This window comes from Albidovulum sp. (assembly GCF_049646345.1).
In the GTDB taxonomy this organism is placed as follows: domain Bacteria; phylum Pseudomonadota; class Alphaproteobacteria; order Rhodobacterales; family Rhodobacteraceae; genus Albidovulum.
Genome location: NZ_JBARVQ010000587.1, coordinates 1 through 13,123, shown reverse-complemented (window position 1 = coordinate 13,123; position 13,123 = coordinate 1). Strand labels below are relative to the sequence as shown.

General features: G+C 63.0%; 11 protein-coding genes. 5 read left to right on the top strand and 6 right to left on the bottom strand.

The window, feature by feature from the left end; translation table 11 throughout:
• A partial coding sequence (locus WBB85_RS15325; RefSeq protein WP_432639470.1) for a hypothetical protein occupies positions 1 to 1,547 on the bottom strand: 1,547 nt, incomplete at its 3' end.
• 149 nt (positions 1,548 to 1,696) lie between these two features.
• Between WBB85_RS15325 and WBB85_RS15320 the strand changes: the two genes are divergently transcribed.
• From WBB85_RS15320 to WBB85_RS15300, 5 genes are all read left to right on the top strand, one after another.
• On the top strand, positions 1,697 to 3,007 hold the full coding sequence (locus WBB85_RS15320) for an ATPase (RefSeq protein ID WP_432639469.1): 1,311 nt from the start codon (positions 1,697 to 1,699) through the stop codon (positions 3,005 to 3,007).
• Complete coding sequence (locus tag WBB85_RS15315) at positions 3,004 to 3,798, top strand: NAD(P)-binding domain-containing protein (protein ID WP_432639468.1); 795 nt, start codon at positions 3,004 to 3,006, stop codon at positions 3,796 to 3,798. The genes WBB85_RS15320 and WBB85_RS15315 overlap by 4 nt, the downstream gene beginning before the upstream one ends.
• A 35-nt stretch (positions 3,799 to 3,833) precedes the next feature.
• Positions 3,834 to 6,236, top strand: coding sequence for a ligase-associated DNA damage response DEXH box helicase (locus WBB85_RS15310; RefSeq protein WP_432639467.1), 2,403 nt, complete (start codon positions 3,834 to 3,836; stop codon positions 6,234 to 6,236).
• A gap of 94 nt (positions 6,237 to 6,330) precedes the next feature.
• On the top strand, positions 6,331 to 6,993 hold the full coding sequence (gene pdeM / locus WBB85_RS15305; RefSeq protein WP_432639466.1) for a ligase-associated DNA damage response endonuclease PdeM: 663 nt from the start codon (positions 6,331 to 6,333) through the stop codon (positions 6,991 to 6,993).
• Positions 6,990 to 7,415 carry a PaaI family thioesterase gene (locus WBB85_RS15300; RefSeq protein WP_432639465.1) on the top strand — a complete coding sequence of 142 codons (426 nt, stop codon included), beginning with the start codon at positions 6,990 to 6,992 and terminating at the stop codon, positions 7,413 to 7,415. The genes pdeM and WBB85_RS15300 overlap by 4 nt, the downstream gene beginning before the upstream one ends.
• Positions 7,416 to 7,418: 3 nt before the next feature.
• Here WBB85_RS15300 and folD read toward each other — a convergent pair whose 3' ends face one another.
• From folD to ftsH, 5 genes are all read right to left on the bottom strand, one after another.
• Positions 7,419 to 8,309, bottom strand: coding sequence for a bifunctional methylenetetrahydrofolate dehydrogenase/methenyltetrahydrofolate cyclohydrolase FolD (folD, locus tag WBB85_RS15295; RefSeq protein ID WP_432639464.1), 891 nt, complete (start codon positions 8,307 to 8,309; stop codon positions 7,419 to 7,421).
• Between the two features lie 121 nt (positions 8,310 to 8,430).
• Complete coding sequence (locus tag WBB85_RS15290) at positions 8,431 to 10,107, bottom strand: formate--tetrahydrofolate ligase (protein ID WP_432639463.1); 1,677 nt, start codon at positions 10,105 to 10,107, stop codon at positions 8,431 to 8,433.
• Positions 10,108 to 10,237: 130 nt separating this feature from the next.
• Positions 10,238 to 10,864 carry an MOSC domain-containing protein gene (locus WBB85_RS15285; protein WP_432639462.1) on the bottom strand — a complete coding sequence of 209 codons (627 nt, stop codon included), beginning with the start codon at positions 10,862 to 10,864 and terminating at the stop codon, positions 10,238 to 10,240.
• Positions 10,865 to 10,967: 103 nt separating this feature from the next.
• Positions 10,968 to 11,747, bottom strand: a complete 780-nt coding sequence (locus WBB85_RS15280) for a methyltransferase domain-containing protein (RefSeq protein ID WP_432639461.1) — start codon at positions 11,745 to 11,747, stop codon at positions 10,968 to 10,970.
• Between the two features lie 23 nt (positions 11,748 to 11,770).
• Positions 11,771 to 13,123 (bottom strand): ATP-dependent zinc metalloprotease FtsH (gene ftsH, locus WBB85_RS15275; RefSeq protein WP_432639460.1); only part of this gene is annotated, 1,353 nt, incomplete at its 5' end.

The window sequence follows — 13,123 nt, the reverse complement described above, 5'->3', positions numbered from 1 at the left end:
AGCGCCTTGAGCATTGACGCCCTGAGCTTGAGTGACATCGGACAGAGCGGCACGACAACGTAGTCGGCGTTCTCGATCCCGGGGGCACCTCCGTAATACCAGGGTGCCGCCCCTTTGACGGTGCGGAAATCGCCGAACATCCAGTAAGCTGAAAAGAGATCCGTGCCCATGATCGCCGATCCCGCGTATCCGGCTTGGTCAAGATCGTCCACCGCCAGTTCAAACCATGCGGTAATCCCGCCCACCAACTCGCATTCCGCCAGCTCCTCACCGTTGAGATAGGTCGGATCCGGCCGCTTGGCATCCACACGGAACGTGGCGAACGGATCGCCGGGGGTGTCGTAGGGGTCGCGCCGGTCGATCGTATACATGCGGTTTTTCAAAGTGAGGACGTCGTCATGCTTTGCCAGTCGCGACAGAAGCGGTATGCGATCCTCATCATCTGAGGCAAGGTGACGCCACGGGCTGAACGCAAGGTTGATCGCCGATCCCCCGCCGATTGCCAGTGCTAGGGCGCCAACAAAGGTCAAGGCTGACCGCATGTTCCAGCCGAACCCGTTGGTGACAGAACCTTCGGGCCGCAGGACGAAGGCCAGAAGCGCCAGAAGATACAGCCATTGCGGATCATTGCCGAAGTTCTGATAGGTCACGTAGAAGCAGCCGGGCATCAGCACCAGCAATGCCAGCCCCTCGACCATGCGACCGGCTTGCCGCAGAAAGATGATCGCCGCGACCAGCAGGAATGTGCCAAAAATGTACTCTGGCAAGACAACGACGGATATGAAATCGTCCCCTGGTGCCTGCCGGTTGTCGCCAAGTGCAACCGTCAGCAGATCCCTGAGATAGGCGAGCCAGAAGTCCGTCCCGGCCGAGATCGTGACAACGGCAGCGACCGCCAGACCGGCGATAAGAGCCGCGAAGATGGCCATGATCTGTTTTCGGGCCAGAAGGACGATCAGCAAACCCGGCGCAAACGCCACGAAATAGGTGATTTTGGTAAGGGCAAGGGCGGCCATTCCCGCTCCGATCAGCGCCCCGTCCAGGGCGGGCCGTGGCGTGCCAAGAGGTGCCAGAACCGCCAACGGAATGACAATATAGCTAACGGCCCAGGCCCAGCGGTTGTAGTGCATGGAGATGGATATCGCGATCTGTGCCTCACCATGAACCAGTGCGAGGCAGAGAAGCATTACAAATCCGCCATAGGCATAGGGCCAGAACCCGGACAACCTGCTTGTCGCCACCCGCATCATCGGCAGCAACAAGACCGCCGCAACCAGAATCTGCGCATAGAAGATCGCATGCCCCAGACCGGCCCCGGCCTTGATGAACAGGGCAATCGGCGCAAGGGCCAGAACCCCGATCGGCGTCATGAAGTCGAGATGCGGCCATTGGCCCTCTGCCATGCGCAGGACCAGTTCGGCCAGATGCATGGTATCCCCTTCATGCTTACCCAGAAAGAACGCCCCCTTGAGCAGCGGCGCGCCTCCGAGAACCACGATCAACGCCGCCAGAAATGCGGTCAGACGGGCGGTGTTTGTCGTGCTCATTTGCGCCTTGTTCCCTAAATTGTTTCCATTTTTTGGCCACATTAGCGCGGCAGAGTGCCCGTGTGAATCCCACGGCGGTACCGGGCCTGCATACTGTGTTGCAACGCCCGCTGTCACGCCCGAATGACGGTCGAGGAAGGTCCCATCCGATGAACATGCAGGTGCCCAACGTAATTGCACCCGTTGCCCCCAAAACGCTGGCTGAGACCGGTCTGTCGACCGTTCTCATGCGGGATCTTCTGCTCAAGACGATGTTCCGCATGAACCTTGAATATGTGTCGGACATTGCGCGCCAGATTTCACTGTCGACGCCGGTGACGCAGGAACTGATCGACCTTTCGCGCACCCAGAAGCTGATCCAGGCGACCGGTACCCTGCACGCCACGTCCAGCAACGAAATGGGCTATCAGCTGACCGATGCGGGCAAGGCCCGCGCGCTCGACGCGCTGTCGCAGTCGGAATATTACGGTGCGATGCCGGTGCCCCTGGAAATGTACCGCGAGCAGACCAGAAAGCAGTCGATCCGCAACGTCCAGATGACGCGCCAGCAACTGACCGGCGCGATGGGTCACCTTATTCTGCCCGATGAGCTGCTGGACCATCTCGGGCCCGCCGTCGGCGCCGGGCGGTCGATCCTGATGTATGGCCCGCCAGGCAACGGTAAATCCTCCATCTCAAACGGTATCCGCGACGCCATCGGCGACAAAATCTTCGTACCGAAGGCCATCGAATATGCCGGTCAGGTGATCACGGTCTATGACCCGATCGTGCATTCCGCAGCCGAGGCGGCCGAGGACGACCCGAACTCGCTCCGCCGGTCTTCGAACCGCTTTGACAACCGCTATGTCCTTTGCGAACGTCCGACCGTGATCACCGGCGGTGAACTCTCGCTCGACATGCTCGACCTGACCTACAACCCCACGGCCCGGACCTATACGGCATCCCTTCAGATGAAAGCCACCGGCGGCGTCTTCATCATCGATGACCTTGGACGTCAGGCCGAACCGCCGCAGAAGATCGTCAACCGCTGGATTGTTCCGCTGGAAGAAAACCGCGACATCCTCGCCCTGCAATCGGGCGAGAAGTTCGAGGTGCCCTTCGACACGCTCGTCATCTTCTCGACCAACTTCCACCCGAACGAGATCTTCGATAAGGCCGCCCTGCGCCGGATCTTCTTCAAGATTAAGATCGACGGCCCGGATCAGGAGATCTTCCTGAAGATCTTCGCGATGGTGGCGAAGAAAAAGAAGATGCCGCTTGATGAAAAAACGCTTCTGCACCTTCTGAAGGTCAAATACCCGACCATCGACAACATCTATGCGAACTATCAGCCTGTCTTCCTGATCGACCAGATGATCGCCATCTGCGATTTTGAGGGCATTCCCTATCAGATGACGCCAGAGCTGATCGACCGTGCCTGGGCGAACATGTTCGTCCGCGAAGAAAAGATCGTTCATTGACCGACGGGATTGGCATCGCGGGATCGGGACGGGCCGGCTCGGCCTTCCTGTCCCGCTTGCGGACGAGTGGCCTGAATGTTTCGGCCGTCGGCATCCCCGACGACGCGGAAGAAACGGACCCTGCGGCTTTCGCCGCCAGCCTCAGGACACTTATCGCGGTTCCACGCGACATCGGAGAGCTTGAGGCATTGCTCTTCTCTACCCGGCGACTGGCAGAAACCGCCCCGTTCCTCGAACGCATTGTCATCGCCGCGACCTTGTCGCCCCGCTATATCCGCGCCCTCAGGGGCCGGATCCGGTCGTCCGTCACCCTGATCGACGCCCCCTATTCCGGCACGCTTCGGACCGCCGAAATGGGTCGGATTCGTTTCTTCGTCGGCGGTGACGAAGAAACCATCGTCGATCTGAGGTCAATCTTTGACACACTCGGGCACCGTACTATTCGAATGGGGGACTTCGGCACTGCGACCGCTGCGAAGACACTCAACGATCTGCTTACCGCATCCTCGACCGCTCTGACACGGATTGCTCTCGACTGGGCCGAGGCGCAAGGTATCGATGATGAACGAATCTTCGATCTGACCGAAGCAGCGCTTGGACCGGGTCTGCTGAGCGCGGGCCTTGATCAGGTGCAAAACGATCGCACCGTTCCCTGCGGCAGCGACGCGCTGACGGCGCTGGTGGAAAATGTCGAAATCGCCCTTGATCTGGCCTGTTCCGAAGCACATCTGCGCCCCCCGCGCACGATGATCAGCCCGGTTCGCGGGCAACGGATGCGCGCGCTGCACTGACTTGTGTCCCGCCCCCTTGGGGGTAGACTGGCGACATGCGCCCCCTGCCCGCCCCGTTTTCCGACTGGTTCGACGCCCGTGGCTGGCAGATCCATCCGCATCAACAGGCATTGCTGGACCGCGCCGATGACCCATCCCTTGTTCTGATCGCCCCCACGGGTGGCGGCAAGACACTGGCCGGGTTTCTGCCAACCCTGGCGGAGCTTGCGGACGGGGCGCATAAGGGCCTGCACACGCTTTACATCTCGCCGCTGAAGGCACTTGCTGCCGATATCCGGCGCAACCTGACCCGGCCGGTCACCGAGATGGGCCTGCCGATCCGAATCGAGGACCGGACCGGCGACACCTCCTATACCAAGCGCCGCCGCCAGCGGGCCGACCCGCCGCATATCCTGCTGACCACGCCGGAAAGCCTTGCGCTTCTCCTCAGCTACGAAGACGCGCCGCATATTTTCGCAGGCCTTGCCCGCGTGATCGTGGATGAGGTTCATGCACTGGCCGAATCGAAGCGGGGCGATCAGCTCATGCTGTCGCTCGCCCGCCTGAACACCCTCGCCCCCGGCCTGCGCCGCGTCGGCCTGTCTGCGACGGTCGAAGACCCCGCCGCCATCGCCCGCTTTCTCGCCCGCCACCCGGACCGGTGCGAGATCCTCAATGCCGATCCCGGCCCCGATCCCGATATAGCCATGCTGGAAACCGAAGGCCCGCCGCCATGGTCGGGTGGCGGTGGGCGATATGCCATCCCCGAAGTGCTGACCGAAATCCGGCGTCACCGCACCTCGCTGATCTTCCACAACACCCGCGCGCAGGCGGAGCTGTTCTTCCGCGACCTCTGGATGGCCAATGACGAAGGCCTGCCGATCGGCATCCATCATGGATCGCTGTCGCGCGAGGCGCGCGAGAAGGTCGAGGCTGCGATGGTGGCCGGGGACTTGCGCGCCGTGGTCTGCACCGGTTCCTTGGACCTCGGCATCGACTGGGGCGATGTGGACCTTGTCATTCAGGTCGGCGCGCCGAAGAACGTCAAACGACTGGTGCAACGGATCGGCCGCGCCAATCACCGCTACAACGCGTCGTCGAAGGCGCTTCTGGTGCCCGCGAACCGGTGGGAGGTAGTCGAATGTCAGGCCGCCTTGCAGGCGGTGAAGGACCATGACCTTGACGGCGACCCGCGCGGGCCGGGGCCGCGCGACGTCCTTTGTCAGCATATCCTGATCGCCGCCTGCGCCGCGCCGTTCGACGCCGATGCGCTTTTTGCCGAGGTGACGAGTGCAGGCCCCTATGCCGCCCTCACCCGTCCCGATTTCGATGCCTGTCTCGATTTCTGCGCGACGGGGGGCTATGCGCTAAAGGCCTACGACCGCTGGCAGCGGCTGTTGTTCAGGGGCGGGCTCTGGTCCTTGCGCGATCCGCGCGCCGCCCGCGACATCCGGATGAATATCGGCACGATCACCGATGCCGAGATGGTCAAGGTCCGCTGGCAGAACCGGCTGGGCGGGCAGCCTTTGGGTGAAGTCGAGGAAAGCTTTGCCTCAAAACTTGCCCCCGGCGACACCTTCCTGATCGGCGGCAAGATCGTGCGCTATGTCGGCCTGCGCGAAATGGCACTGGAGGTCGCCCCCGCGCCGGGGCGCGAGCCGAAGATCGCGGTTTATTCGGGAACCAAGTTTTCGACCTCGACCCAGCTTTCACACCGCATCCTGCGCATGCTCCGGCAGGACGACTGGCCCGACCTGCCCACGCACACCGCTGAATGGCTGGCGCTTCAGCGCGACATGTCCCGCCTGCCCCAGCTTGACCGTCTGCTGATCGAGACCTTTCCCGCCGAGGGCCGTGCCCATCTTTGCGCTTACGGTTTCATGGGCAAGAACGCGCAGGTGACGCTTGGTCTTCTTTTGACCAAACGTATGGAGGAAGCGGGGCTGAACCCGCTCGGTTTCGTCGCAACCGATTATGCAACACTGATCTGGGGACTGGACCCGGTGCCTGATCCGTCGGCGCTCTTCGACCGCACAGCTTTGCGGGAGGGACTGGAGGTCTGGCTTGCCGGTAACGCCGTGATGAAGCGCACCTTCCGCAACGTGGCCCTTGTTGCGGGCCTCATCGCCCGCAACCTTCCCGGCGCACGGAAATCCGGGCGGCAGGCGACATTTTCGTCCGACATCCTCTACGATACTTTGCGCCGCTATGACCCCGATCACCTGCTGATGCAGGTGACCCGCGAGGAAGCGATGCGCGGATTGGTCGGGTTTGGCCGGATAGAGGACATGCTGGACAGGGTCGGCCCCCGTATCGACCATCTGACCCTGCCCCGCATTACGCCCTTCGCGGCCCCCTTGTTCCTTGAGCACGGCAAGGTGCCCGTCGAGGGCGCGGCACGGGAGCGGCTGATGGAGGAAACGGCGGCACGGCTGATGGCTGAGGCCGGGCTTGGCTGACGCGCGGCCGGGGGCCAGCCCCCGAACCCCCGGGGTATTTGAACAATGAAGAAGACCGATTGCTTTCTGCATTCAAGCGAGGCAGGAACAAGGCATGAACGGGCATGGTTTCTCCCTTCGCGGCGCGGCATTGACCGCCCTTCCGTCCGGCGCGCTCTGGTGGCCGTCCGAGGGCTGCCTGACAGTGTCCGACCTGCATCTCGGCCGCTCGGAACGTTACGCGAGGCGGGCCGGGGCATTGTTGCCGCCCTATGAGGTGGAAGAGACGTTGACGCGACTCGACGCTGACATTGCGGCGACCAGGGCCGGGATGGTGATCTGCCTTGGCGATACGTTCGACGATCTTCAGGCAGCGGAGCTGGGGGAGGCGCATGCGCTCTGGCTTGCGCGTCTCATGGCCGGGCGGCGCTGGGTCTGGATCGAGGGCAATCACGATCCGGGGCCGGTGGGTTTGGGGGGCGAGCATCGGGCGGAGCTGGCGCTGGGACCGCTGACCTTCCGGCATATCGCGCTTGCCGGGTCGACGGGCGAAGTCTCGGGGCACTATCATCCGAAGGCGCGGATTGCAGGCCAAGCCCAGCGATGTTTCCTTGCCGATACCCAGCGCCTGATCCTGCCGGCCTATGGCACTTATACCGGCGGGCTTTACAGCGACGATCCGGCGCTGTCCGACTTGATGCAGCCCGGTGCCGTCGCGATCCTGACCGGGCGGGTCGCGCGGCCAATACCGATGCCGCGCAGAAAGGAGCCTGTATGACCGAGCCCCTTTACCCCGACCGCGATGCGAAGGTGCGGGCGAGTTTTGCCAAACAGCGTCTGATGGCGACCTTTGGGGTAGAGATTGCCGCGCTGGCCCAAGGGATGTGCGAGATCACCGCACCGATCCTACCCCTTGCAAGGCAGCAGCACGATGTCGGCCATGCCGGGCTGACCTTCGCCTTGGGCGATACCGCGGCGGGCTATGCAGCGCTGACGCTGATGGCCGATGAGGCTGAGGTGATGACGGCAGAGATGAAGATCAATCTTCTGGCCCCCGCGGAGGGCGACCGGCTAATCGCGACGGGGCGCGTCGTCAAGGCCGGGCGGCGGCTGATGGTGGTCACGGCGGAGGTCGAAGTGGAGGCGGCAGGCAACCGCCGCCTCATCGCAGTTCTTCAGGGCACGATGGTGCCCGTGTAAGTTTCAGGCGGTCAGCCCTTCGGGCTCGGCCAACCCATTGGCGCGGCAGCAGGCGGTCAGCGTATTGGCCAAAAGGCAGGCGATGGTCATCGGGCCGACACCACCCGGCACCGGGGTGATGGCCCCTGCAACGGCGGCGCAGCTCTCGTACTCTACATCGCCCACCAGCTTTTTCTTGCCGTCCCGCTCGATCCGGTTGATTCCCACGTCGATCACGGTGGCACCCGGCTTGACCCAGTCGCCCGGGATCATCTCGGGACGTCCCACGGCGGCGACGAGGATATCGGCGCGGCGGCAGACCTCGGCCAGGTCCTTGGTGCGGCTATGGGCGATGGTGACGGTGCAGCTGTCGCCCAGCAGGAGTTGCGCCATCGGCTTGCCGACGATGTTCGAGCGGCCGACAACGACCGCGTCGAGGCCCGAGAGCGAACCGTGATGGTCACGCAGCATCATCAGGCAGCCAAGCGGCGTGCAGGGCACCATCGACTTCTGCCCGGTGCCGAGAAGGCCGACGTTCGAGATATGAAACCCGTCGACATCTTTCGCCGGGTCGATCGAGTTGATCACCAGATCGGAATTCAGATGCCCGGGCAGCGGCAGTTGCACGAGGATACCGTGCACCGCCGGATCGTTGTTCAGCTTGTCGATCAGTGCCAGAAGATCGGCCTCGGACGTATCGGCGTCGAGCTTGTGCTCGTAAGAGTTCATCCCCGCCTCGGTCGTGGATTTGCCCTTTGACCGCACATAGACCTCGGAGGCCGGGTCTTCGCCCACCAGAACGACCGCAAGGCCCGGCGTGATACCGTTTGCTTCCTTCAGCCGCGCGACATGTTCGGCCACCCGGGCGCGTACACCCGCCGCGAACTCCTTGCCGTCGATCACCTTGGCGCTCATTCCCGCTTCCTTCCTATGCTCTTGCCTGTCCGGCCCTGCCAGACGGATTGCGCCCCCGTCAAGGGGGCGCCAAGGCGTGCGGCCGGGCGGGGGTCGATGCCCCGCCCGGCCGCCCCCGTTTTTAGAAGAGACCTTCGACGTTGCCTTCGTCGTTGATCCGGATCGTTTCGGCCGCAGGCGTGCGCGGCAGGCCCGGCATGGTCATGATCTCACCGCAGATCGCGACGATGAAGCCCGCACCGGCCGACAGACGCACTTCACGCACCGGGACCGAGTGGCCGGTCGGCGCGCCACGGCGGTTCGGATCGGTGGTGAAGCGGTATTGGGTCTTGGCCATGCAGACCGGCAGGTTGCCGTAACCGGCCTCTTCCCAGGTCTTCAGCTGATCGCGGATCGACTTGTCGGCCAGAACCTCATCAGCGTGGTAGATGCGCTTGGCGATGGTCTCGATCTTCTGGAAGAGCGGCATCTCGTCGGGATAGAGCGGCGCGAAATTGGCGCTGCCGCTTTCGGCCATCTCGACAACCTTGTTGGCCAGATCGATGGTGCCTTCCGAGCCCTTGGCCCAGTGCTGACAAAGGATCGCTTCCGAACCCTGCTCGGCCACATACTCCTTCACCGCCTGAACTTCTGCATCGGTGTCGCTGTGGAAGTGGTTGATCGCAACGACCACCGGCACACCAAAGCCCTTAACGTTGGCAATGTGACGGCCGAGGTTCGGGCAGCCCTTCTTGACCGCATCGACATTCTCATTGTTGAGATCAGCCTTGGCCACGCCACCGTTCATCTTCATCGCGCGGACCGTGGCAACGATCACCGCCGCCGAGGGCTTGAGGCCAGCCTTGCGGCACTTGATGTCAAAGAACTTCTCAGCGCCGAGGTCGGCCCCGAACCCGGCTTCGGTCACGACATAGTCGCCAAGCTTCAGCGCGGTCTTGGTGGCGATGACCGAGTTGCAGCCATGGGCGATGTTGGCGAACGGGCCGCCATGGACAAAGGCCGGGTTGTTTTCCAGCGTCTGCACCAGGTTCGGCTGCATCGCATCCTTCAGAAGCACAGTCATCGCGCCGTCGGCCTTGATGTCACGGCAATAGACCGGAGTTTTGTCACGGCGATAGGCGACGACGATGTCGCCGAGGCGCTGCTGCAGATCGTCGAGGTTCTTCGAAAGGCAGAGGATCGCCATGACTTCGGACGCCACGGTGATGTCAAAGCCAGTCTGGCGCGGGAAGCCGTTCGACACGCCGCCAAGGTTGACAACCGTGTCGCGCAGCGCGCGGTCGTTCATGTCGAGAACCCGGCGCCAGCTTACGCGACGGGCGTCGATTTCCAGCTCATTGCCCCAGTAGATGTGGTTGTCGATCATCGCCGACAGCAGGTTGTGGGCGCTGGTGATCGCGTGGAAGTCGCCGGTGAAATGTAGGTTCATCTCTTCCATCGGCACGACCTGTGCGTGACCGCCGCCGGCCGCGCCACCCTTCATGCCGAAGTTCGGCCCGAGCGAGGCTTCGCGGATACAGATGACCGCCTTCTTGCCGATCCGGTTCAGGCCGTCGCCAAGGCCCACGGTCGTCGTGGTCTTGCCTTCGCCCGCAGGCGTCGGGTTGATCGCGGTGACGAGGATCAGCTTGCCGTCCTTCTTGCCTTCGAGCGAGGTGATGAAGTCCTGGCTGACCTTCGCCTTGTCATGACCGTAGGGCAGAAGGTGCTCGGTCGGAATGCCCAGCTTGTCGCCGATCTCCTGGATCGGACGCTTCTTTGCCTCGCGGGCAATTTCGATATCGCATTTGAAAGCCATAAGTTACTTCTCTCCCTGTCGGCGGCTGCCGGGTGATTTCCCCAAGGGCTATAACCTTCGGGCGACATTGTGTACTGCTGGATTCCGACATATCCGGAAACGGAATCGCCAGCCATGGAAATGAGGGTTTCTAATCGGAAACGCTTTCATGCGCTGAAACGGCCATTTCCGCGTGATCCGGCGCCCAGGCGCGCTGGTCGGGAACATGCAACCTGAGCCTGTCGCCGACCGTCAGCGCTCCGGGCCGCTCCACCCAGGCGGTAACGCCTCTGCGCCCCTCGGCCGCAGCCTTGAAATCACGCCCTTCGCCCGGCCGCGCCTTGCCGATCGTCAGGGCCGGAAACCGGCAGGGCCGGTTCTGCATGTCGACAACCAACGTCGTGCCGTTTTCGGCCTGAAGGCGCGAGGAGGGTGGCACATGGCTGAAATCGGGAATGCCTGAGATGACGACGGAGGCACCGAGCCATGCCGGGTCGATTTCATCAAGCCCGAGCGAGATGGCAATCCCGGCGAGCTCCTCGGCACTCACCACCGACACTTGTCGCACATTGCGAATCTCGGTGCCCTTGGCGTGCTGGCTGACCACGCGCGAACAGGACGGTCGCGTCACACCGGAATGGAAGTCGTCGTCGTAACCCGCCCAGCTAAGCGGCATCCGGTCGAGCGGATGCGCCACGATCTCTGCCGTGTTGCGATGCGGTACACATCCCAGCCAGGTGATCGTTGCATGGTGATCGGTGGGGATGAGGGCGGGCATCTGGCCTCCGTAGCGATGAATTTGCGCGACCGTAGCGGTCCGCCGTCACGGCGGCAACCTGCCCCGCATTCACGTCAAGTTACCGATGATTTCGAAGGATCGGTCAGACCGTCAGGACGAAGAACACCCGGCGAAAGGGAAACAGGACTGCCCCGTCCGCCTCGACCGGATAGGCCGAGACAAGCGCCTGATCGTAGCGCCTGACGAAGGTCGCGGCTTCCTCTTCGTTCAGGCGTTCCAGATAGGGCCGCATCGCGGTCGCCTCTGTGAAACGCCGGACCGGATGGGCGCCGTTCGCCGGGTCCAATCGCTGTACGTAATCAGTTTCCCAGACCGTGATCTGCCCAAGCGGCGACAGCAGCCGGTGATATTCGACCGGGTTTGCGACCGGCGCGGTCCAGCCCTTCACATCAAACCGGTCAGGAAACATCTCGGCCGCGAAATCGCGCAGGAAACGGTGCGAAGGCGCGCCGTATTGGCGGGGCATCTGCACCGCCAGCGTGCCACCCGGCACCAGGGCCGAGGCAAGTCGCGGGAAGAGCGTGACGTGATCGGGTAGCCAATGCATCGCGGCGTTGGAATAGATCAGCGCCGGGGCCGTGTCCGGCACCCACTGACCGGCATCGGCTTCTGCCAGGTGATCGTAACAGCCGCATTTCCCGGCTGCGGTCAGCATCGCAGGGGACATATCGACCCCAAGAAGGCGTCGCCCCGCGAACCGTTTCGCCAGCGTCGGCCCGGCTGCACCATTGCCACAGCCGAGATCCACGACATCGCCATCAGGCAGGTCACCGACCTGCGCCAGAAGATCAAGCGCGGGCCGCAGGCGAAGATCGCCGAACCGGGCGTAGGTGTCGGGATTCCAGTCGCTCACCCTTGCCATACCGGCCCCTTTCCGCGTCCGGTTCAGGCAGACGGCTCGGGTTCCATCCCGCCGCCATCGGCCTTCGGCGCCTTGGCTTTCTTGGTCTTCGGAATGGCCGTCAGCGAGGTTGCCGGGGTTCCGGCATCGGACCCGCCATCGTCGCCATCCGCTTTCGGCGCATCGCCGCGAATGACACGCATCATGTCATCGCCCGTCAGCGTTTCGAATTCCAGCAGACCCTGGGCAAGGTTTTCCATTTCCTGCCAATTATCCTTCAGGATTTTCTTGGCCCGGTCATAGGCGTCATCCACCAGACGCCGCACTTCCTGATCGATGATCTCGCGGCTTTCGTCCGAGGCATTGAAATGCGACTGACTGCCGAGGAAGCTTTCCTGCGTCGACGTGTAGTTGATATTGCCGAGCTTGTCGGACATGCCCCATTGGCTGACCATCGCGGTGGCAAGGTTGGTGACATGCTGAATGTCGCTATAGGCGCCGTTGGTCACATTTTCTGGGCCAAAGACCAGTTCTTCGGCCGCCTTGCCGCCCATTGCCGAGGCCAGCTTTGACAATGCCGACTCGCGTGTCAACGACAGCTTGTCGCGTTCGGGCAGATAGAAGGTAACACCCAGCGCCCGGCCGCGCGGGATGATCGTGACCTTGTGGACCGGATCGTGCTGCGGCACATGGATGCCGACGATGGCGTGACCGGCCTCGTGATAGGCGGTCAGCTTCTTCTCGTCCTCGGTCATGACCATGCTGCGGCGCTCCGGCCCCATCATGACCTTGTCCTTGGCCTTCTCGAAATCATCGAGCGTCACGAACCGCTTTCCCACACGCGCCGCCAGAAGTGCAGCCTCGTTCACGAGATTGGCAAGATCGGCGCCCGAAAAACCGGGCGTGCCGCGCGCGATGATGCGCAGATCGACATCGGGGCCCATCGGCACCTTGCGGGCATGAACACCAAGGATCTTCTCGCGGCCCTTGATATCGGGGTTCGGCACCTGAACCTGACGGTCGAAACGCCCGGGGCGCAGCAGGGCCGGGTCCAACACGTCGGGCCGGTTGGTGGCCGCGACGATGATGATGCCCTCGTTGGCCTCGAACCCGTCCATCTCGACCAGAAGCTGGTTCAGCGTCTGCTCGCGTTCGTCATTGCCGCCACCCATGCCAACGCCACGGGCGCGGCCCACGGCGTCAATCTCGTCGATGAAGACGATGCAGGGCGCGTTCTTCTTGGCCTGCTCGAACATGTCGCGGACACGGCTGGCGCCGACGCCGACGAACATTTCGACGAAGTCGGACCCGGAAATGGTGAAGAACGGCACGCCGGCCTCTCCGGCGATGGCGCGGGCCAGCAACGTCTTGCCGGTGCCCGGCGGGCCGACCAGCAG

Coding starts and splice junctions, on each gene's coding strand:
- WBB85_RS15320 (WP_432639469.1), top strand. CDS start 1,697: ATGAACATGCAGGTGCCCAACGTAATTGCACCCGTTGCCCCCAAAACG.
- WBB85_RS15310 (WP_432639467.1), top strand. CDS start 3,834: ATGCGCCCCCTGCCCGCCCCGTTTTCCGACTGGTTCGACGCCCGTGGC.
- pdeM (WP_432639466.1), top strand. CDS start 6,331: ATGAACGGGCATGGTTTCTCCCTTCGCGGCGCGGCATTGACCGCCCTT.
- WBB85_RS15300 (WP_432639465.1), top strand. CDS start 6,990: ATGACCGAGCCCCTTTACCCCGACCGCGATGCGAAGGTGCGGGCGAGT.
- folD (WP_432639464.1), bottom strand. CDS start 8,309: ATGAGCGCCAAGGTGATCGACGGCAAGGAGTTCGCGGCGGGTGTACGC.
- WBB85_RS15290 (WP_432639463.1), bottom strand. CDS start 10,107: ATGGCTTTCAAATGCGATATCGAAATTGCCCGCGAGGCAAAGAAGCGT.
- WBB85_RS15285 (WP_432639462.1), bottom strand. CDS start 10,864: ATGCCCGCCCTCATCCCCACCGATCACCATGCAACGATCACCTGGCTG.
- WBB85_RS15280 (WP_432639461.1), bottom strand. CDS start 11,747: ATGGCAAGGGTGAGCGACTGGAATCCCGACACCTACGCCCGGTTCGGC.